Consider the following 21816-nt stretch of genomic DNA (forward strand, 5'->3'; position numbering starts at 1 on the left):
TCCGAAGCCGCGCCGCGGAGTCAAACGGTCACGAACCCGAATAATCCATCCGCTTCAGGTCATCGAGTATGCCCGGGCCGGTCGGCGTCCAGCCGAGATACTCGCGCGTCCAGGCACTCGAGGCAGGCATGTCGACACCAACGAACATGCCCATCCAGCCGAAGTGCTCCGCGGCTTCCTGAGGCGACAAGGAAACCACGGGCAACTGCAGGCCAGCACCGACGACTTCTGCGATGTCACGCGCCGCGACGCCCTCCTCGTCCACCGCGTTATAGCGCTTGCCGGCCTCGCCCTTTTCCATCGCGCGCACGTAGAGCTTCGCCACATCGAGCACGTGCGCGGCAGGCCAGCGATTGTTGCCCTCGCCGACATAGGCCACCTTGCCCTTTGCACGGCAGATGTCGATATACGGCGAGACAAGACCTTGTTTCACGGGATCATGCACCTGCGGAAGGCGCATCACGGATACATTCACGCCCGCGCCCAGCAGAACATTGCCAGCGAGTTCCGATGCGACGCGCGGGTTCGGATTGCTTGCGTCGAAGACATCTTCTTTCGCCATGCCGCTGTGATTCACGGCACCCAGGCCCGTGCCTGACGTGATGAGCAGCGGACGGGAAGAACCCTTCACGACGGAACCCAACGCCTCGATGACGCGCTTGTCCTTCTGGCAATTCGCGACAAAGTTCGAGAAGTCGTGGTCGAACGCCGTGTGGATCACGGCCTCCGCCTTTTCCGCGCCGGCACGGATGCTGTCGAGGTCTTCCAGCGTGCCCCTGTGCGCTTCGGCACCGGCGGCAGCGAGTGCTCGCTCGCCGGCATCGGATCGGGTCATCCCGATCACGTGATGACCCGCAGCAACGAGTTCGGGAACGATGCGGGAACCGATGAAGCCGGTGGCACCAGTAAGAAATACGCGCATGAAGCCATCTCCGTTGTGTCAGGAGGGCTTTATCGCGCTATGCCCCGATACCTAAAAGTAGGGACGTTATCGGGGTACCCGGACTAACAGGATGCGCGGGCGCGCCGATCAGGCCGTATAACCGCGCTCGGCCATCGTGCTCGCGACCGCGGCTTCGACATCCTTGAACACCTGGTCGAGCGGCTGGTTGGCGTCGATGTCGACGATCGGCGCGCCGCCGTAGGTCAGATAGGGCGTCACCGCGATCTTCCGGGCCAGCGCGTCGCGCCGATGGTCGGGCTTGCGGGCGAAGGCAACGTCCACGTCCACGTTGAGCCTCAGCACCAGGTCGGGCTTGTAGCTGGCCATCCACTCGAACATGGCCCGTTCGCGACGTGCCAGCGCCAACACCACGGGCGAGCCGCCCGGCGCATCCGGAAAGCCCGGACCGTCATAGGCCCCCGGCACCGCGACCTGCGGGAAACGGTCGGTAACCACGATCAGCCCCTGCTTGCGCATGTCGAGCATGCGCTTGAAACGGCGCTTCCGGCGGATCGTGAAGGCGCTGATGACCAGGGCCGGCAACAGGCTGGGCTGCTTGTCTTCCTTCAGCCGACGATTGACGTCGTCCGCCTTGCGGTGGATCGCCCGGTCAAGCATCGGCCCGATGAGCGGCCACTGGCCGATGGCGCGGCCGACGTTACCGGATTGTTTACCCAGATGTGCCTGCCCGGCAGGACCGTAACGTCCTATCCACGAAAGGACGTGCTCTGCCACTGTGGACTTACCGGAGCCATCGCTACCGATTATTGCAATCAGCGGCGCCATTGCGCCCGACTCTGCCCGCATTACTGTACCCGCGTTAATAAAGGTGTCATTGAAATGATACCAGCGTGCAGCCACATTGAGACAAATCGTAGGTCTGCCCTTCGCTTATGTGAAGGGCTGGTCGTGGTCAGGTAGACGCAAGTATGAACAATGTAATAAAATTGTTTCCGTCCAGCGCAAACCGGGTATCTGGTGTGCCTATGTCTTCTTCTTCCGAATTCTCGCGCCCCTTGTCTGTCATCGCCCTTACGGGAAGCGATGGTTCGGGCAAGTCGACGCTGCAGGCAGACCTGGTCGCCCACCTGCGTGATCACGGTCCGACCGAGGCGCTCTACCTGGGCCAGTCGTCGGGTCGTATCGGTGAATGGATTGCGACGCTGCCGATTATCGGCCCGTCGTTCAACCGTTATCTCCTGAGCAAGTCGGACAAGGTCCACGACCGTCCGTCCGCCCCTCCCGGCAACGTCACGGCACTGGCTATCTACCTGCTGTCCCGTTGGCGCGCCCATAAGTTCGGCCGCATGCTGGCCATGGCCCGCCGCGGCGTACTCGTGGTGACCGACCGGTACCCGCAGGTCGAAAAGGCCGGCTTCAGTTTCGACGGCCCCCAGCTGGCAAAGACCGAAGGCGGCAATTGGTGGGTCCGTCGCCTGCGCGCCAGCGAGCGTCGCCTTTACGAATGGATGGCGGCCAGCGTTCCCATGCTGGTGATCCGCCTCAACGTGGACGCCGAGACCGCGCACGCCCGTAAGCCAGATCACAAGCTGTCGTCGCTACGCGAGAAGGCCGCTGGCTTTCCGCTGCTCCGCTTCAATGGCGCGCCCATCCTCGACCTCGACGCGCGTGACGCCGCCGCTTCGGTCCTGCAGGACTCGCTCAACGCGATTTTTGCGGCACTCCAGACATCGCCGGCCCAGGCGGCCGCGGCGTGACGGCAGCTCCGATGAACACAATCCACGGGCTCATCGCGGTGGTCGGTTGCGACGGTACGGGCAAGTCGACCCTCACCCACGACCTCGTCAAGGTGCTGGGCCAGGACGGCCCTGCCGTGCGTCGGTACCTTGGCCTGGTCTCGGGCGAAACCGGTGACAAGATCAAGCGCCTGCCGCTGATCGGCCCCCGCCTGGAGAAGCGCCTCGCCGCCAAGGCAGCGCACGCCCAGGACATGAAGAACAAGCTGCCGAATGCCTTCGGCGCCCTGGTCATGTACGGCCTTTCGCTTTGGCGTGCCGCCCACCTGCGCCGCGTGGTTCGCCTCGCGGAGCGCGGCGTGACCGTCATCACCGACCGTTATCCGCAGGCCGAAATCCCGGGCTTCCGTTACGACGGCCCGGGGCTGGGCATGGCGCGCAGCCACAACTGGCTGGTGCGCAAGCTGGCGGCGCGCGAGCAGGCGCTATACGAGCGCCTGGCGCAGATCCGGCCATCGCTGGTGATCAAGCTGGATATCGACCTGGCTACCGCGCAGGGCCGCAAGCCCGACCACGGCACGGCCGAGTTGAACGACAAGATTGCGGTCATGCGGCGGCTTCGCTTCAACGGCGCGCCCCTGTTCGAGCTGGACACCCGTGTGCCCTACGCCGACGTATTGCAAAAGGCGCTCGGGGCCATCACTTCGCTTGGCTCGACGCTTCCCCTCGCCCACGACGCTGCTGCCTGAGCGCGCGTTCCTGAGAACCGAACAGACGTGAACACGATTTCTCCGACTGCCTCGAAAGCACCGCTATGGCGCCGCGCCCTCATTCGGGGCGGCAAGCGCTTCCTGCGCTGGAGTGGCGACTTCCAGGCGAAGCATTCGCTCGTGCCGACGACACCGGTGATCGACAACACGGAGTTCGACTGGGTACCGCGCCTTGAAGCGGCGTGGCCCCGGATTCGCAAGGAGCTTGACCACATCCTGTTGCACCCTGAAGACATCCCCGCCTTCCACCAGCTCTCGCCGGACCAGAAGCGGATTTCGAAGGGCGATAACTGGAAGACGTTTGGCTTCTACATTTACGGCAAGCGCGTGGATGAAAATTGCGCCGTGTGCCCGGATACGGCCGCCGCGCTGGATGGCATCCCCGGCATGCGCACGGCCATGTTCTCGATCCTGAAGCCGCAGTACCGCATCGCCGCCCACCGTGGCCCGACCCGTGCGGTGATCCGCGCGCATCTGGGCGTGAAGGTCCCGGCGGACTGGCAGAACGTGTGGATCCGGGTCGACGACCAGATCCTGCACTGGCACGAAGGCAAGGTCGTTTTGTTCGACGACAGCTACGAGCACGAGGTCCACAACGATACGGACGAGTATCGGGCGGTCCTGTTCATCGATATCGATCGGCCGATGGATAAAGTCGGCACGCTATTCAATCGCGCGATCTTCGCCCTGATCCAGGCGAGCCCCTATGTGAAGGCTCCGCTGAAGAATCTGGCGAAGTGGAATCAGGAACATAAGCGGCGCTAGCCGAAAGGGTTCGGAAAGCACCCCTACTTCTGGCTGTAGCGTTGCTGAAGCAATTTCCGTATTCTTTAACGAAAGATTGAGTAAATTCTTAACAAACCGACCAATTATGGTACCATTAGGTACAGTAACCTCCTAGAAACAACGTGGGAATGTCCCCATCTAGTTTCGGAGAACGCTTGAGAACGCGATAAGACCATGAGCGCAGACGGAAACATTGCCATCCAGGTTGGGCTAGCCACGCCCACCATGAACACGGTGCCTTTGCGCCGTGCGGACTTTGCCAGCCTTGCAGAAGTGCTGGACTACGCCGCATGTGGCGTCACGGGTGCCAACTTCTACGCGGGCGGCAAGCTGGATCTGGCCCTGCCCTACCGGACCCTCCGTAAGGAAGCCCTTGAGCTGGCGCAGCGACTCGCGACGCTCGGGCTGAAGCGCGGTGCCCGACTGGCTATCGTGGCGGAAACCAACGCGGATTTTCTGCGTTACTTCTTCGCCTGCCAGTACGTCGGCCTCGTTCCCGTGGCGCTACCGTCCACAGTGAATCTCGGCGGCCATGATGCCTACGTGAAGAAGCTTCGCGGCATGCTGCAGGCCGCTGGCGCCTCCGTGGCCGTCGCTTCGGAAGCCTTCATCGGCTTCCTCGGCGAAGCCGTCGTTGGCCTCGATATCGTCAAGTGGGGCACCCCCGCCGCGTTCGCCGAGCTGCCGATCCACAACGTTGAACTGCAGCCGCTCGGCCCGACCGAAGTGGCCTACCTTCAGTTCACCTCGGGCAGCACCGGTACGCCGAAGGCGGCGATGATCACCGAGCAGGCGCTGATGGCGAACCTGCAGGGTTCGAACAATCACGGCCTCGATCTGCGCGACGACGACCGTTTCGTGTCGTGGCTCCCGTTCTATCACGACATGGGCCTGGTCGGCTGTCTGCTCACCGTCATGGCGGGTCAGCGCTCGATCGACTATCTGGACACGCGCGAGTTCGCGATGCGTCCGCGTCGCTGGCTCGAGCTGATGAGCTCGTCGAAGGCCACGATCGCCTATAGCCCGCCGTTCGGTTACGAGATGTGCGCGCGTCGCGTCAAGCCGTCCGATATCGCTTCGTACGACCTGTCGAACTGGCGCGTCGCCGGCATCGGCGCAGAGCCCATCCTGCCCGAAGTCCCGGCTCGCTTTGCCGAACTGCTCGCCCCGGCCGGTTTCGACGCCCGTGCGTTCGTGCCGTCCTACGGCATGGCCGAGGCTTCGCTGGCGATCAGCTTCTCGCCGCTGCAGGCTGGCATCGTGGTCGAGTGGATCGATCCGACCAACCTGGCTGAAGACCTCGTCGCGACCCCGGTCGCTGCTGGCACCGGCACGGGCTTCGTCCGTTGCGGCGGTCCGCTCCCGGGCCATGAGCTCGAGATCTGGAACGACGCCGGCACGCAGCTTGCCGACCTTCATGTCGGTCGCATCATGGTTCGTGGCCCGAGCGTCATGTCGGGCTACTTCCAGCAGCCGGAAAAGACCGCTGAAGTGCTGGCCGCCGATGGCTGGCTCGACACCGGCGACATCGGCTACGTCGTTGACGGCGAAGTCGTCGTCACCGGCCGCCACAAGGACATGATCATCGTCAACGGCCGCAACATCTGGCCGCAGGACATCGAGCGCATCGTCGAGCGTCAGCCGGAACTGCGTTCGCAGGACGCTTCTGCGTTCGGCGTGCCGGGCCCGGGTGGTGCGGAAGTGGCTGCCGTGGTCGTCCAGTGCAACACCGACGACGTCGAAGTCCGCGAGTCGCTGGTCAACCGCATCCGTGGTGACCTGCTCGAAGAGCTTGGCATTGCCTGCCTCATCGAACTGGTGCCGCGTCACACCCTGCCGCGCACCTCGTCCGGCAAGCTGTCGCGCTCGGCCACGCGCGTGGGTTACCTGGAGCGCCAGGCCAAGGCTCTGGAACAGGCGCCGCAGGCCGTCGCCGCGGCATGAGCGACGTTGCTGCCGCAAGGCAGCCCGTCGTTGCGTTGACGGGTGCCACCGGTTTCGTTGGCACCGCGTTGCGGCAACAGTTGGTAGCTTCGGGCTACAAGGTTCGCGCCCTGTACCGCCCCCGTCCGGGGCGGGATCTGAAAGACACCGATAACCTCGAATGGATCGCCGGCGACCTCGGCGACCCCGCTGCGTTGGCGACCCTGGTGAAGGGTGCCGACGCCTTCGTGCATTGCGCGGGCAGCGTTCGCGGCGCCCGCCGTGCCGACTTCGACCGCGTTAACGAACAAGGCGTCCTGGACACCGTCCAGGCCGCGAACGGCGAGCCCGGTTGCCGCCGATACCTGCTGATTTCCTCCCTCGCCGCACGCGAGCCGCAGCTGTCCGACTATGCGGGCAGCAAGTGGCGTGGCGAACGCGCGCTCGAATCCCACGCCGGCCGGCTGAGCTGGGCTGCCCTGCGCCCGCCGGCCGTCTACGGTCCCGGCGACCGCGAGATGCTCCCGCTGTTCGAAGGCATGGCCCGTGGACTGGCGCCTATCCCCGGCGACGGGCGCGGCCGGTTCTCGCTGATCCACGTCGCTGACCTCGCCACGGCCGTAACGGCCTGGCTGGCGTCCGAAGGCGATTCGGGAAATACTTATGAACTGGATGACGGTCACGAGAATGGCTACGACTGGGACACCGTGCTCGCCACGGCATCCCGGGTGCTCCGTGGTAACGCGCCGATTCGTCGGCTGACGATTCCCGCGTCATTGTTGCGACTTATTGGCGGGGTTAATCTCGCCGCGGCGCGCGTCTTCGGATACGCGCCCATGCTCACCCTCGGCAAGGTGCGCGAAGTGACGCACGCCGACTGGGTGGCCGATGGCACTGCCTTCGAACACGCGACCGGCTGGCGGCCCGTCTTCGGCTTCGAGCGCGGTCTTGCCGACACGCTCGGCAAATCCTTGCCGCACTGAACGGAGTGCTCCCATGAATCACCAAGATGTTGTTACCCAGCTGATCGAACTCATCACCCCCATCGCGGAAGGCCGCGTGGCGGTGATCGACGAGAACACCGGCATTACCAGTGAGCTGGGAATGGACTCGCTCAAGGTCATGGACCTGGTCGTGGCTGTCGAAGACCACTTCGACATTTCCGTGCCGATCAACGCGCTTTCGGAAGTTCGGACCGTCGGCGACTTCGCCACCTTGATCCTGAAGTCCACCGGTGAGAGCGCTTAAGCGTTAAGGCTTAGACGAGCGAGCATCGTCGCTTCACTGTTCCAGCATTCCACGGGCAAAAATCGAATGAAAGAGAATCCCAGGCTGAAGGCGGTTCGTGCCGTCCGCGCGGAGCTGGCCGAGGTCGGAATCGATCCGTTCGGCGTGCAGATCGACCGCATCGTCTCTCCGACCGAAGGCATCATCGACGGCCGGCCGACCATCCTTGCCGGCACCAACAATTACCTCGGCATGACCTTCGACGCGGACTGCATCGCGGCCGCGCGAGAGGCCCTGGAAAGCGCAGGTACGGGCACCACCGGCTCGCGCATGGCCAACGGCAGCTACGCCTCGCATCGTGAGCTGGAACTCGATCTGGCCCGCTTCTACGGCAAGCGCGACGCCATCGTGTTCTCCACGGGCTACCAGGCCAATCTCGGCATGATCTCGGCCCTCGCCGGCCCGGGCGACACGGTGATGATCGACGCCGACAGCCATGCCAGCATCTACGACGGCTGCACGCTGGCTGGTGCGAACACCATCCGCTTCCGCCACAACGATGCCGACGACCTGGCCAAGCGCATGCGCCGCCTGGGTGATGAAGCCGCCAACGCGCTCATCATCGTCGAAGGCGTTTACAGCATGCTGGGCGATCGTGCGCCGCTACGCGACTTCGTCCGCGTGAAGCAGGAGTTCGGCGCCACGCTGCTGGTCGATGAAGCCCATTCCATGGGCGTGCTCGGTGAGAAAGGCCAGGGGCTGGCGGAAGAAGATGGCGTCCTCGCAGACATCGACTATGTCGTCGGTACCTTCAGCAAGAGCCTCGGCAACACCGGTGGTTTCTGCGTCGGCGACTCCGCCGATATGGACGTACTGCGTTACGCCAGCCGTCCCTACGTGTTCACCGCTTCGCTTGCGCCGGCCACCATCGCGGCAACGCGCACGGCCCTGCGCAAGCTGGAGAAAGCCACCGACCTCCGCAAGCGCCTGCAGGCGAATGCGGAACGGCTGCATGCCGGTCTCTCGGCGCTGGGTTTCCGCCTTGGCGCACCCGCCAACGCGGTCGTTGCCGTGCTCGTCGGTGAAAAAGTGGGAGCCCTGAAGTTCTGGGACCACCTGCTCAAGGCCGGTGTGTACGTGAACCTGATGGTGCCGCCGGCCACGCCGGGCAACGAATCGCTGCTTCGCTGCAGTGTCAGTGCCGCACACACGTTCGAGCAGATCGATGCCATCTGTGCCGCGTTCGGCAGCTGGAACGGCGCAAAGGCATGAAGCACTGGTTCTCCGATGGCGCGTTTCGCGCCATCGTGCGCAACGCGTCCATCCTCGGCTCGAGCAACGTCGTCAGCGCCCTGCTGAGCCTGCTCGCGCTCGGCTGCGCCGGTCGCGGCATGACACCGGCGCTGTTCGGCACCCTGGTGGTCGTGCAGGCGTACGCCAAGACGGTCAGCGATATCGCCAAGTTCCAGACCTGGCAGTTCGTCGTCCAGTTCGGCACCCCGGCCCTCGCCCACAAGGATGTCCAGCGCTTCCGTGACGTCACGGGGTTCTCGTTCGGCCTGGATCTTTCCAGCGGCATCCTCGCCGCCATCGGCGGCATGATCCTGTTGCCCCTGCTCAGCCAGAAGGTAGGGATCTCGACGGAAGATTTCTGGTGGGCGCTGGCCTACTGCACGCTGATTCCGACCATGACGGCGGCGACGCCGACCGGCATCCTGCGTTCGATCGATCGTTTCGACCTGATCGCCATCCAGCAGGCGGTCACGCCCTTCCTGCGCGCGATCGGCAGCGTCATCGCATACTTCGCCCACCTCGGTTTCCCGGGCTTCCTGGCGACGTGGTACGTATCCAGCCTGGTCGGCGACATCGCGCTGTGGATCTTCGCCGTGCAGGAACTGCGCCGGCAGAACATCGACCATGCTTTACGACCGGGGTTGTTCGGCCCGGCCCGCCGCATCAAGGGGGCCTGGGATTTCGTCTGGACGACCAACTTCTCCCACTCGATCTGGTCGGCCCGTAACGCCGGCAGCAACGTGCTGGTCGGCCTCATGCTCGGCCCCACGGCGGCCGGCCTGTTCAAGGTCGCCCTGACCTTCTTCGACGCGGCCGGCACGCCTGCCTCGCTGATGCAGAAGAGCTTCTATCCCGAAATCATGCGGCTGGATCCGGCCAGCACGCGGCCGTGGAAGCTGGGCATACGCGCAGGCGCGCTCGCCGGCGGCCTGGGCGTGCTCGTTGCCATGTTGGTATTCGTCGTGGGCAAGCCACTGATCTCTGGCGTGTTCGGCGCGAAGTACCTCGAGTCGTACAGCCTGCTCCAGGTCATGTGTGGCGCCCTGGTGGTATCCATGGCGGCATTCCCCCTCGAATCCCTGCTCTACATCGCCAGCCGTCAGCGTGCGGCGCTGGTGGCGCAGGGGCTCGCGGCGATCATTTATGTCGGGTTGCTCATCGGATTGACACATCACCTGGGCATCATGGGTGCGGCCCTGGCGTATTTCGGTGGTCAGTGCCTGGAAGCGCTTTTCTTCCTGGTCCCGACCATTGCCTCTTACCGGAACCGGCATACGCTTTCGTTCTACAAGCCTGAGGAAGCGCAGTAATGACCCGCCCTCGTGGGGAGCCCTGGCAGACCTTTCCGGACGACACGCTTCGGCGCCTGTTCGACGCCGTGGATGTCAACGATCTCGTCGACGCCCATGTCGCCCTGCCCGACCCGATCAACCTGGCATGCCCCGAGGAATCGATCGGGCAGTGTTACGCGCTGTGCCTGCAGTTCTGGAAAGACGGTGTCACGCGCACGGACGCGTTGCGCCTGGTCGAGAAACTGCTTCGCAACGAAGGGCTGAGCGCCGACGAACGCCTCGAGTTCAAGCGCATCCGCGCGCGCTATAAGCACCTGCGCTTTTCGCAACGCCTGTACAGCAAACGCCACGTTTCGGACTACCTGTTCGATAAGACCACGCGTCAGCTCGGGAAGCTGCAGGATGCGTTTCGCAGCGGAAGGCGCAACGGCATCGTCCGCAGTGGCCTGAGGTTGCGAGTGCTGCTGTCAAAACCTGTCTGGGCAATTGTCCAGCGTTCGATGGATAACACGTGCCTGGATGACGAGGCGGGGCTCATCGCTTTCCAGAAAACGGAAATGCGGGCACTGAAGAAAGCCCTCTCGTCGACGACGTTCATCGGTCATCAGTTCCACAGCGTGCGCAAGATCGTCAGCATGCAGGTGTCCTTCTACGACACGCTGCGAACGCTCGGCCCGAACGACCACGCCTTCCGCATGTCGCGTTTCCTCGCGGCCATCAACGGCATGATGGGAGCACGGCACGACGAGATGGTCGCCGAGGCCGTGTCGGGGCGCCGGCATTACGACACGCCGGCACCGCTGCCGAACGAGACCCGGTCCCGGCTGGAAACGTTAATTGCGCGCTATCCCCACTGAGTAAGTTTCTCGCGTTCTGACTGGAAACTGAAAGCAAATAGGTAAATACTTGCGAACTCGTTACATCGCAAGCGGCCTGCGCTTTCGTTGTACAAGCCAGAGGAAGCGCAGTAATGACCCGCAGTGGTGGACCCACGTGGCAGAAATTTCCGGCCGAAACGCTGGGACGTTTGTTCGACGCGGTAGATGTCGACGACGTCATCGACGCTCATGTCGCCCTGCCCGACCCGATCGTACTGGGCTGCCCGGATGAGTCGATTCGGCAGTGCTACGCGCTGTGCCTGCAGTTCTGGGAAGACGGCTTCACGCGCGAGGACGCCCTGCGGCTCGTCGAAAAATTGATGCGAAATGAAGGCCTGAGTGCCGATGAACGCCTCGAGTTCAAGCATATCCGTGCGCGATATAAGCACCTGCGTTTTGCCCAACGGCTGTACAGCAAGCGTCATCGCTCGGACCGCCTCTTCGATCTCACCACGCGCGTACTTGGTAAGCTGCAGGACGCCTTCCGCAGCGGTCGGCGCAGCGGCATCGTCCGCAGCGGCCTGAAGCTGCGCATCCTGCTGTCGAAGCCGGTGTGGTCGATGGTCCGCCGGTCGATGGAAAGCACGCCGATGGATAACGAGGCGGGACTCATCGCGTTCCAGAAGTCGGAAATAAGGGATCTGAGAGCGGCGGTGACACGCACGCATTTCGCCGGTCACCAGTTTCACGCGGTGCGCAAGATCGTCAGCATGCAGGTGTCGTTCTACGACACGCTGCGGACGCTGAGCCCGAACGACCACGCCTTCCGCATGTCGCGTTTTCTCGCGGCTATCAACGGCCTGATGGGTTCGCGCCACGACGAGATGGTCGCCGAAGCGCTATCGGGGCGTCGCAAGTACGATACCCCCGCGCCGCTTGCGAACGACATCCGTGGACGCCTCGATACCCTGATCGCACGTTATCCGCTGTAAGGGCGGCTGACGCTTCTGTGGGAGCCGATTCATCGGCGATCCCGCGGCAGCGGGCCAGCGTTATCGCCAGCACCCTATCGCCGCTGACGCGGCTCCCACAGACAGACAGACTGGGTGCGCTTCACTTACCGCGGGGATTTGGGATCGCGGACGGACTCGGGCTGCCAACCGCCGCCTAGCGCCATGATCAGGTTCACGCTGGCGTCGAGGCGGCGCAGGCGAAGCTGCATCTCACCACGCGTTGCATTGAGCGCAGAGTTCGAGGCATCGACTACGGCGGGATAATCGGCAACGCCTTCCTTGTACTGGTTGCGCGTGACGCGATCCGACTCCGCTGCCGCCTTCGCGGCCTTGGCCTGCAGGTCGGCGTTGACGGCCAGCGTGCTCGTGACCACCAGGCCGTCTTCCACTTCGCGGAAGGCATCGAGCACGGTCTGCCGATAATTCGCGACCGCCTCGTTATAAGCCTCATCGGCATTGGTCAGCTGGCCTGTCAGCTTGCCGCCGGTGAACAGCGGCGCACGAATATCCGCCGTGCCCGTCGGTCCCTTCAGGATGCCGATACCGGCAGCCAGGCTGATCGACGGCAGGGTCTCCGCCTTGGCGACGCCGATACGCGCGCTGGCGGCGGCCATGCGGCGCTCGCTGGCGGCGACGTCCGGGCGGCGCTCGAGCAGGCTCGCAGGAACGCCCGCGGGAATCGTTGGCAGGTTAGCCTCGAACGGCGCTGGGGCGATCGCGAAATCCGCGGGTGCCTTGCCTAGCATCACGGCGATCGCGTGTTCCAGTTGGGCGCGCGCGGCCTTGGCGTCGGTCAGCTCGAGCTGCGCGGCGCTCGACTTCATGGTCGCGTCCGCGACGTTGGCCGTCGACGCCTGCCCTTGCGCATACTGGTTACCGACCATGCGATCCCATTGCCCGGCGGCATCCGCGGAGCTCTGCATCAGGCCGATAACGGCGTCGTTCTGGCGCAGCGCGAAGTAGCTCTGCACCAGTTGCGCCTGCATCGACAGCGTGGCGGCAGCAAGGTCGTCCTTGCTGGCTTCGGCCACGGCGCGATGGGCTTCGACGTCACGGCGAATCCGACCCCAGAGGTCGAGTTCCCAGCTGACGCCCAGGCCGATATCGTTCTCGTTCTTGCGGCCGGACTTCAGAGTTCCGGCGGTCACCGACGGCACCGAGGCACCCTTGGCCACCTGGACCAGGGCCTGGGCCTCGCGCACACGGGCAGCGGCGGCGATCAGCGACTGGTTGTTCACCGACACCTGCGACACCAGTGCGTTGAGCGTGGGGTCACCGTAGACCTCCCACCACTTCCCGGCGATGGCGGCTTCTGCCCCACTGACACCCTGAGCGGTCGCTTCCTTGTAAGCAGCTGGCGCTTGCGTGGCGGGACGCACGTAATTCGGACCGACCTCAGTGCACGCGGAAACAAGCATCACGACGCCAGCGACCAGGAGCGCGCGGAAAGCATGGGCGGGCAAGCGCGCGCTCACGTCTGCGGACCTTCGCGGCCTGCCGACCAGACGGAGTTCCGTCGGGCCCTGAAACTCTGCGTCCATCGTCCTGCCCACCTGCTGAATCTGTCGAGATAAAGGTACACAACCGGAGTCGTGTAAAGCGTCAACAACTGGCTTACCACCAGACCACCACCCATCGCGATGCCCAGCGGCGCGTGCATTTCCGCGCCATCGCCTCGCGAGACGGCCAAAGGCACCGCAGCCACCATCACCGCCAGCGAGGTCATCAGGATCGGGCGGAAGCGCAGGCGACAGGCTTTCAGGATCGCCTCGGCCGGCGTCAGTCCCTCGCCTCGCTGCGCCGCAAGCGCGAAGTCCACCATCATGATCGCGTTCTTCATCACGATGCCGATGAGAGCGAACACGCCGATGAGGGCAATGACGTCGAAGTCGGTCCGGAACACGATCAGCGCGCACACCGCACCGACGGCCGCGGACGGCAGGGTCGAAAGGATCGTGAGCGGGTGGAAGCAACTTTCGTAAAGGATGCCCAGCACGATAAACAGCGTGAGGAACGCACCGAGGATCAACGCCGGTTCACTCGAAGCGACCTGCCTGGCAGCACCCGCCGAGCCCGCGAAGGTGCTGCGCACCGACGTCGGCATGGCGGTGCGATCCACGGCACGCTGGATCGCCTGGGTCGCCTGCGACAGCGACACACCGGGCGCCCTGTCGAATGAAATCGTCGCGGAAAGCGACTGCCCGTAGTGGGAGATTCCGAGCGGCGTGTTGAACTGGCGCACATGCCCCAGCATCAGCAATGGCACGCTGCTTCCGCCCGCACCCGGCACCTGGATCTGGTTGAACGCGTCCGGCGATTGCGCGTGCTCTGGCGCGACACCCATCAGGACGGGCACCTGGTCCGACGGCGAGAAGATCGTCGCCGCGCGCCGGTCCGCGAACGCGTCGCGCAACACGCCATCGACGCGCGCATAGCTGATGCCGTACTGCGCCGCGGTGTCGCGATCCACGTCCAGCGACGTCGCCAGCGCCGTGCCGCCGTTGTCGCTATGCACGTTGCTGATCTGCGGAATGGTGGTCATGGCCTGGGTGATACGCGGCGCCCACAGGCGCAACAGGTCCGGCGAATCGGCCTGGATCGTGTACTCGTTCGATGCCCGGCTACGACGTCCGCCAACGCGGATGTTCTGCACCGAGGTCACGGTGAACGTGCCACCCGACAGCCTGGCCAGCCTGGCGTTCAGCCGTGCGGCCACATCGTCGGCGCTGGCGTCGCGCTTCGACAGCGGTTTGAGGGTGGCGAACAAGGAGCCCGAATCGTGCTGCGCGTAGCCGGCGACGCTCTGAATGGCGGGATCGGCACGCACGACATCAAGGAAGGCGGCGAGCTTCGCTTTGGACACCGGGAACGAGGCGCTACCGTCGGTATCGAAATCACCCGTGAGTTCGCCGACGTCCTGGCGCGGGAAGAAACCCTTGGGCACGACGACGAAAAGAACAACGCTCAGGCAGAGCACCGCCAGCAAGGAAAGCATCGTCAGCGGCGCACGGCGTACCGCCACGACCAGGCTGTCGTCGTAGGCCTTCTGTAGACGGGTGAATGCGCGCTCGCTCCACTCAAAGACACGGCCATGGGCGCGCCGCGTGCTTTCCGGCTTCAGCCACAACGCGCACAGCATGGGCACGAAGGTCAGCGACACCACCAGGGAAATCGCGATCACCACGGCCAGCGTGACGGCAAACTCGCGCACGAACAGGCCGACGTAGCCGCCCATCAGCAGCAAGGGGATGAACACCGCGATCAGCACCGCGCTCATGGAAAGCACGGTAAGGCCCACCTCGCCCGCGCCGAGCCGCGCGGCTTCACGCGGCTCCATGCCATCTTCGATATGACGGGAGATGTTCTCCACCACCACCACGGCATCGTCCACGGTGAAACCCACCGCGATGGTCAGCGCCATGAGCGACAGGATGTCGAGGCTGTAGCCCAGCAGGTACATCACCGTCATGGCGCCGAGCAGCGAGATCGGTGCCACGGCGCTGGCGATCAACGCCGCGCGGACGTCGCGCAGGAACAGCAGCATCACCAGGACGACCAGCACCACGGCCAGGGCCAGCGTGTGTTCCGCGCCGCTGAGCGAACCGCGTACCGACGTCGCGCGATCGACGATGACGCTCACCTTCATGTCGCCGGGCAAGGAAGCCTGCAGCGCCGGCAACCGATGTGTGATGCCGTCGATCACTTCGATGATGTTCGCGCCAGCCTTGTGGCGCACGAGTGCCAGAACGGCGGGTTCGCCGTTGGCGATTGCCGCATTGGAAGGGTCGCGCACGGTATTGACGACATTGGCGATGTCACCGAGGGGCACGGCCGTACCGTCGCGGCCTGCCACCACGAGCGAGCGGAATGCTTCCGCCGTACTCAGCTGGCCGTTCGTAGCTACCTGCAGGTAACGATCGCCGACCTCCAGTGCACCCGAGGCCTGGTTCGATACCGCCGCGGCAACCGCGTGGCGCAGCTGTTCGAAGGTGACGCCGCGCTGGTTCATCGCGGTCGGGTCGAGGTCGATACGGACGGCGGGCACGGAGCTGCCGACGAGATCCACTTCGCCCACACCGTCCACCTGCGCCAGCATCTGGCTGAAGGTGGTCGAGGCGACGGCGTACATCTGGCTTGGGCTCGCATCGCGCGAGGTCAGGCTAAGCACGAGCACCGGGGCATCGGCCGAACTGACCGCGCGGTACGTCGGGCTGCCCGGCATGTCGGAGGGTAAGTCGCCGCGGGCGGCATTGATCGCCGCCTGCACGTCGCGTGTCGCACCGACCACGTTGCGCGAGAAATCGAAGCTGAGCCGAATGTCCGTCGAGCCGCTCGTGCTCACCGAGGTCATCTCCGTGACGCCGGCGATGCGCCCGAGGGCGCGCTCCAGCGGGGTCGCCACAGCCGAGACCATGGTGGCCGGGCTTGCGCCGGGCAACGCGGCCGAGACCTTGATCGTCGGCACGTCCACTTCGGGCAGCGACGCGATGGGCAACAGCCGCCACGCGAGTGCGCCGGCGATCACCAGCCCGATGCACAGCAGCGAGGTCGCCACCGGACGGTCGATGAATAGGCGCGAGATATTCATGCCCGGCGACGCTGCAGCACGCGTTCAAACGTGAGGTAGATCACCGGCGTGGTGAACAACGTCAGCAACTGGCTCACCAGCAGGCCCCAGAAGATGCCGACGCCCAGCGGATGACGAAGCTCGGCGCCCATGCCGCCGCCCAGCATCAACGGCAACGCACCCAGCATCGCGGCGAGCGTGGTCATGATGATGGGACGGAAGCGCAGCATGCACGCCTGCACGATGGCCTCGCGTGGTGTGAGCCCCTGCTGGCGCTGCGCGTCGATCGCGAAGTCGATCAACATGATGGCGTTCTTCTGCACGATGCCGATCAACAGGATCACGCCGATAAGCGAGATCACGTCCAGCTCGAACCCACCGATCATCAGCGCCAGCAAGGCACCGATACCTGCCGAAGGCAGCGTGGAAAGGATAGTCAACGGATGGATGTAGCTCTCGTACAGCACGCCCAGCACGATATACACGGTGATCAGCGTGGCGAGGATCAGCCACGGCTGGCCATCACGCGAGGCCTGGAAGGCCTGCGAAGAGCCCTGCCAGCGCATCTGCATGCTCGCCGGCAACTTCAGGTCGCGCCACGCTGCATCGACAGCCTTGACCGCGCTATCCAGGGCAGCGCCCTTGGTCAGGTTGAACGACACCGTCGCGGCGGGAAGCTGGTCGATACGTGTGACCACCAACGGCCCCGTACGCTCGGTGACCTGGGCGATGGACGAGAGCGGAATCAACGTGGACGACGGATCGCTCGCGTCCGCACCCGTGACGCCTGTGCCCGCCTGCGGAGCGAGGAAGATGCCGCCCATCGCGCCTGACGTACCGTCGGCATTCGGGGCTGCTTCAAGGATCACGCGCCGCTGGCTGGCCAGGGTGAGCAAGGTGCTTACCTGGCGCTGGCCGAAGGCGTTGTACAACGCGTCGCCCACGGCCGCCGACGAGATGCCGTAGCGGCTCGCGAGGTCGTGATCGACCTGCACGAAAGCTTCCAGACCCTTGTCGTGCTGGTCGCTGGTCACCCCGGAGAGCTTCCGGATGTTCTGCAGCGGCCCGACAATGCGGGGCAACTCCTGAGCAAGCAGCGCGGGGTCGGAGTTCTCGACCGAGAACTGGTACTGCCCCGGACTGACGCGATCGTCGATCGTGAGGTCGGGCACGGGCTGCATGTACAGCGAGATGCCTTCGACCTTGCTGGCGGCCTCGGACAGCCGCTGCATGACCTTGGGTGCGCGGCTGCGATGGCTGAGCGGCTTGAGGTGAATGAGCAGGCGACCGCTATTGAGCGACAACGCGCCGTCACCCACGCCAATAAAGGACGCGACACTTTCCACGGCGGGATCTTTCAGGATCTCCGCCGTCAAGGCCTGCTGGCGCTTGGCCATGGCAGCGAAAGATACCGTCGGCGAGGCGACGGAAACGCCCTGGATGTCACCGGAGTCCTGCGTCGGGAACAAGCCGCGCGGAATCACGATGTAAAGCAGGACGGCCAGCGCGGCCATGCCTGCCACGGTGACCAGGGTCGCCGTCTGACGTGCCAGCACCCATTCGAGCCCACGCGCGTACTTCGCGAGGACGTTGTCGTGCCATTCCCTGCCCTTGCGGGCGACGCGTCCCTGCTGGGACGGCTCGGGGGTACGGCGCAACATGCGGGCGCACATCATTGGCGTGAGCGTCAGCGACACCACGCACGAAATGAGGATGGCGACGGCCAGCGTGATCGCGAATTCGCGGAACAGCCGTCCGACCAGTCCGCCCATGAACAGCAGCGGGATCAACACCGCCAGCAACGACAGCGTCAACGACACCACGGTGAAGGCGATCTGGCGCGACCCCTTCAGCGCCGCGGCAAACGGATCTTCTCCCGCTTCCACGTAACGGGCGATGTTTTCGATCATGACGATCGCGTCGTCGACCATGAAGCCGGTCGCCACGATGAGCGCCATCAAGGTCAGGTTGTTGATCGAGAACCCGGCCAGGTACATGACCGCGAACGTGCCGATCAGCGACAGCGGTACTACCACGCCCGGGATCACGGTGGCCGCGCCATCGCCCAGGAAGAGGAAGATCACCATCACCACGAGCACGATCGCGAAGATCAGCTCGAGCTGCGTATCGCGCACGGCCGCGCGCACGGTCTGCGTGCGGTCGGTCAGGGTCGCGACATCGACCGCGGCCGGCAGCGTGGTCTTCAGCTGGGGCAGCAGGTCGCGGATGCGGTCGACCACTTCAACGACGTTGGCGCCCGGCTGGCGTCGGATCGACAGGATGATCGCGGGGTCCTGGCCGGACCAGGCGGCCAGGCGTGCGTTCTCCGCGCCGTCGGCCACCTTGGCCACGTCGCCCAGACGGACGACTGCACCGTCGCGGTGCCCCACGGTGAGGCGCTCGAACTCGGCAGCGGTATCGATGGGATTGCTGATGGCGATGTTCGACGAGCGCACCGGCCCTTCGAGGCTGCCCTTGGCCTGGTTCGAGTTGGCGTCGTGGATGGCGCCACGCAGGTCGTCCAGGGTCATTCCCTGCGAACGTAGCTTCGCCGGATCCGCCTGCACCACGATCGCCGGCTGCTGGCCACCTTCGAGGCTTACAAGACCAACGCCAGTGACCTGCGAGAGCTTCGGCACCAGACGCGTATCTGCCAGCTCACGAAGCACACGCAAGGAAAGCGTCGGCGAGGTCAGGGCAAGCGTCATCACCGGCGCATCGGCCGGGTTCACCTTGCGATAGATGGGCGGCTGCGAGATATCCGGCGGCAGCAGGGGCGCTGCGCCGTTGATCGCGGCCTGTACTTCCTGTTCGGCGACATCGAGCGGCAGTTCGAGGTTGAAGCGCAGAGTGATAGTCGACGCACCGGATGCACTGGTCGACGACATCTGCGCCAGGCCGGGCATCTGCCCCATCTGGCGCTCGAGGGGTCCGGTCACGGTGGAAGCCACGACCTGAGGGCCAGCGCCCGGGTAGGCCGTGACGACCTCGATGGTCGGGAAATCGACTTCCGGCAATGCCGAGAGCGGCAGGAACCGGTACGCAAAGAGGCCGACCAGCAGAATCGCGATGGCCAACAGCGAGGTCGCAACCGGCCTCAGGATGAACAGGCGGGACGGATTCACGGGTTATGGCATTCCGGAGCACTCGCGGCGGACGCTGGCGCAGGCGTGGAACTCGCCGTGGCACTGACCGTCGTGCCGGAGCGGAGCCGGTCCGCGCCTTCGACCACCACCGTCGTTCCCGGTGCGATACCGGAAGCGATGACGGCCGTAGTCGTGTCGCCCGGACCCAGCTTGACGGGCACGACGGCGGCGGTCTTGTCGTCCTTGATCACGTAGACGAAGGGACCCTGGGCACCCTGCTGGATCGCTGCGGCCGGCACAAGGATCGCCTGCGGCAACACTTGCACAGGCAGCTTGGCGGTGACGAACTGGTTGGGCAGGAGCGCGTTGTCGGTATTGGCGAACTCGGCTTCGAACTTCACCGTACCCGTGGCAGGGTCCACCTCGTTATTGGCCGCACGAAGGCGACCGGTGGCCAGCACTTCATCCGGGCTGTCGCCATAGGCGTCGACGGGAATGCAGGTGCCGCCATTGAGCCGTTCCAGCACACGCGGCACCACGTTCACCGGCACGGAGAAAATCACCTTGCTCGGCTGCGACTGCGTCACCACCACGATGCCACGCGAGTCGGACGGCCCAACGAGGTTGCCCGGGTCGACGCGACGCAGACCCACCATGCCCGCGATGGGCGAGGTGATCCGCGCATTGGCGACCTGGAGGTTGGCGGTGCCGATGCGGCCCTGTTCGGACTTCACTTCGGCCTGGTACTGCGCGACCAGCGATTGCTGGTCGGCCAGACGCTGGCGCGAGATGGAGTCCTGCGTGGCCAGCACCTGGAAATGCTTGAGGGTTTCCTGCGCGTTGGCCAGCTTGGCCTGGCTACCGGCGAGATCGCCGTTGGCCAGCTGGAGCTGTGCTTGCGACGCGCGCGGATCGATCTCGGCGAGCAGATCACCCTGCTTGACCATCTGGCCGCCGCTGAAGGCGATGTTCTTGAGCACGCCATCGACCTGGCTACGCACCAGCACGCTGTTGGACGGCGTGACCGTACCCGGCTGCGAGCGGTAGACGACGAAACCACCCTGACGGGCGGTCGCGACGACCACCGGCACCGTCTGGTCGGCGTCCGAGGCGCCCTTCTTCGAGCAGGCAACGCCAGCGATGGCGACGACGCCGAGGAGGATCGGCCCTAAGCGGGAGAACTGCATGGCCATCAGAGTGCCTTCTCGTAGACGCGGTAACGCTTGTAATCGCGCCCGCCGATCGCTTCGATGATGTTACGCATGCCGTCGTTGTCCTCGAGGATCCACGACAGCTCGACTTCCTTCACGCCGCGCGCGACGAGGTGATGACGCACGGCATCGATCACCAGGAAGGCCAGGCCGGGGCCGAGCGGGGTGTTATGGAAGCTCTTGCGCACGCCCATCAGCGGCACGCGCGACGACGTCGGGAACTTCACCTTGAGGCCCCAGAGCAGCTTCGCCCAGTTGAACGGAAGCAGCGAGCCCTTGAAGTCCTTGATGACTTCGTTGACGTTCGGCAGCGCGACGATGAAGGCCGCCGGCACGCCGTCCACTTCGGCGATCTGGATGAGCTCCGACGCGATAAGCACCTTCAGCGTGTGGCCGAGGTCCTTGAACTCCGCTTCGGTAAAGGGCACGAAGCCCCAGTTGTCCGACCAGGCGTCGTTGAAGATGTCGCGCAATACGGCGAGCTCTTCATCGAAGCGCTTACGGTCCAGCGGGCGCACGTGAATGCTCTGCTTGGACTTGCCCAACAGGCGTTTCATCACCTTCGGTGCCGGGAAGTCCGGCTCGACCACATAGGCCAGCATGTCCTTGGCCTTCTGGTAGCCAGCCTGCTCAATGCGCGCGCCGTAATAGGGCTTGGTGTGGCCCATCATGAAGTACGGTGACGTATCGAAGCCGTCGACCAGCAGGCCGACTTCGTCGTTGATCGACAGGCTGAGCGGACCGCGAACACGCTTCATGCCCTCGCTGCGCAACCAGGCCTCCGCGGCGCCGATCAGGGCGTCGAAGGTCTCCTGGTTGTCCTCGGCGTCCAGCATGCCGAAAAATCCTGCGTCATCCGCGTGGATTTCCAGATGCAGGGAGTCGATCTGCGCGCTGATGCGGCCGACGGGCTTGTCCCCCCGGTAAGCGATCCAGGCCTTCCAGCGAGCATGCTCGAACCACGGATTGGTCTTGGCTCCCAGATGCAGGCGGCGCTCGAGCTCGAGCGGCGGGATCCAGGCGGGATCGGAACCCAGGATGCTACCCGGCAGCTTGATGAAACGATCCAGGTCCGCCTTGCCATCAAGGGGGACGATACGCAGCGAATCCGAAGTGCTCAAAATGGGACTTCCCGTGATCAGGCGAAAATAATGTCCGCGCCGGTCGATGCGAATCGTTGCCGTAGCGAT

The 21816-nt window shown here is 64.7% G+C and carries 17 protein-coding genes; 10 read left to right on the forward strand and 7 right to left on the reverse strand.

Going from position 1 to position 21816, the window contains the following annotated elements:
* Nucleotides 1-28 precede the first annotated feature (28 nt).
* Nucleotides 29-922 carry an SDR family oxidoreductase gene (locus ACVWWJ_RS11395; RefSeq protein WP_456967885.1) on the reverse strand — a complete coding sequence of 298 codons (894 nt, stop codon included), beginning with the start codon at nt 920-922 and terminating at the stop codon, nt 29-31.
* Nucleotides 923-1030: 108 nt separating this feature from the next.
* A complete protein-coding gene (locus ACVWWJ_RS11400) occupies nt 1031-1678 on the reverse strand; it encodes a hypothetical protein (RefSeq protein ID WP_456967886.1) in 648 nt (215 codons plus the stop codon).
* Nucleotides 1679-1929: 251 nt separating this feature from the next.
* On the opposite strand from ACVWWJ_RS11400, the gene ACVWWJ_RS11405 reads away from it, so the two are divergent.
* The 10 genes from ACVWWJ_RS11405 to ACVWWJ_RS11450 all read left to right on the forward strand — a co-directional run bounded on the left by ACVWWJ_RS11405 (nt 1930) and on the right by ACVWWJ_RS11450 (nt 11741).
* On the forward strand, nt 1930-2661 hold the full coding sequence (locus ACVWWJ_RS11405; protein ID WP_456967887.1) for a hypothetical protein: 732 nt from the start codon (nt 1930-1932) through the stop codon (nt 2659-2661).
* Nucleotides 2662-2672: 11 nt separating this feature from the next.
* Nucleotides 2673-3389 (forward strand): nucleoside/nucleotide kinase family protein, encoded by a 717-nt coding sequence (locus tag ACVWWJ_RS11410; RefSeq protein WP_159891268.1) that lies wholly within the window; start codon nt 2673-2675, stop codon nt 3387-3389.
* A 27-nt stretch (nt 3390-3416) separates the two neighbouring features.
* Entirely contained in the window at nt 3417-4175 is a 759-nt protein-coding gene (locus ACVWWJ_RS11415; RefSeq protein ID WP_456967889.1) for an aspartyl/asparaginyl beta-hydroxylase domain-containing protein, read from the forward strand.
* Nucleotides 4176-4370: 195 nt separating this feature from the next.
* Nucleotides 4371-6140, forward strand: coding sequence for a fatty acyl-AMP ligase (locus ACVWWJ_RS11420; RefSeq protein ID WP_456967890.1), 1770 nt, complete (start codon nt 4371-4373; stop codon nt 6138-6140).
* Nucleotides 6137-7102, forward strand: a complete 966-nt coding sequence (locus ACVWWJ_RS11425; RefSeq protein WP_456967891.1) for an NAD-dependent epimerase/dehydratase family protein — start codon at nt 6137-6139, stop codon at nt 7100-7102. Before ACVWWJ_RS11420 ends, ACVWWJ_RS11425 begins: the two co-directional genes overlap by 4 nt.
* Nucleotides 7103-7115: 13 nt before the next feature.
* Nucleotides 7116-7367, forward strand: a complete 252-nt coding sequence (locus ACVWWJ_RS11430; protein WP_456967892.1) for an acyl carrier protein — start codon at nt 7116-7118, stop codon at nt 7365-7367.
* Nucleotides 7368-7433: 66 nt separating this feature from the next.
* On the forward strand, nt 7434-8618 hold the full coding sequence (gene spt, locus ACVWWJ_RS11435; RefSeq protein WP_456967893.1) for a serine palmitoyltransferase: 1185 nt from the start codon (nt 7434-7436) through the stop codon (nt 8616-8618).
* Nucleotides 8615-9949, forward strand: a complete 1335-nt coding sequence (locus tag ACVWWJ_RS11440) for a lipopolysaccharide biosynthesis protein (RefSeq protein ID WP_159891278.1) — start codon at nt 8615-8617, stop codon at nt 9947-9949. Before spt ends, ACVWWJ_RS11440 begins: the two co-directional genes overlap by 4 nt.
* Nucleotides 9949-10788: a hypothetical protein gene (locus ACVWWJ_RS11445; protein ID WP_456967894.1), complete on the forward strand. Its 840-nt coding sequence runs from the start codon at nt 9949-9951 to the stop codon at nt 10786-10788. Before ACVWWJ_RS11440 ends, ACVWWJ_RS11445 begins: the two co-directional genes overlap by 1 nt.
* A gap of 113 nt (nt 10789-10901) precedes the next feature.
* Complete coding sequence (locus ACVWWJ_RS11450) at nt 10902-11741, forward strand: hypothetical protein (RefSeq protein ID WP_456967895.1); 840 nt, start codon at nt 10902-10904, stop codon at nt 11739-11741.
* Nucleotides 11742-11866: 125 nt separating this feature from the next.
* On the opposite strand, the gene ACVWWJ_RS11455 is transcribed toward ACVWWJ_RS11450, so the two are convergent.
* Genes ACVWWJ_RS11455 through ACVWWJ_RS11475 form a run of 5 tightly spaced genes read right to left on the reverse strand, consistent with a single transcriptional unit; the run spans nt 11867 to nt 21747 of the window.
* Complete coding sequence (locus ACVWWJ_RS11455) at nt 11867-13237, reverse strand: efflux transporter outer membrane subunit (RefSeq protein ID WP_456967896.1); 1371 nt, start codon at nt 13235-13237, stop codon at nt 11867-11869.
* Nucleotides 13234-16350, reverse strand: a complete 3117-nt coding sequence (locus tag ACVWWJ_RS11460) for an efflux RND transporter permease subunit (RefSeq protein WP_456967897.1) — start codon at nt 16348-16350, stop codon at nt 13234-13236. Before ACVWWJ_RS11460 ends, ACVWWJ_RS11455 begins: the two co-directional genes overlap by 4 nt.
* On the reverse strand, nt 16347-19454 hold the full coding sequence (locus ACVWWJ_RS11465; RefSeq protein ID WP_456967898.1) for an efflux RND transporter permease subunit: 3108 nt from the start codon (nt 19452-19454) through the stop codon (nt 16347-16349). The genes ACVWWJ_RS11460 and ACVWWJ_RS11465 overlap by 4 nt, the downstream gene beginning before the upstream one ends.
* Complete coding sequence (locus ACVWWJ_RS11470; protein WP_456967899.1) at nt 19451-20608, reverse strand: efflux RND transporter periplasmic adaptor subunit; 1158 nt, start codon at nt 20606-20608, stop codon at nt 19451-19453. Before ACVWWJ_RS11470 ends, ACVWWJ_RS11465 begins: the two co-directional genes overlap by 4 nt.
* Complete coding sequence (locus tag ACVWWJ_RS11475) at nt 20608-21747, reverse strand: N-acetyltransferase (RefSeq protein ID WP_200851607.1); 1140 nt, start codon at nt 21745-21747, stop codon at nt 20608-20610. The genes ACVWWJ_RS11470 and ACVWWJ_RS11475 overlap by 1 nt, the downstream gene beginning before the upstream one ends.
* Between the last annotated feature and the right edge of the window lie 69 nt (nt 21748-21816).

The sequence above is a fragment of the Luteibacter sp. HA06 genome, assembly GCF_054061215.1.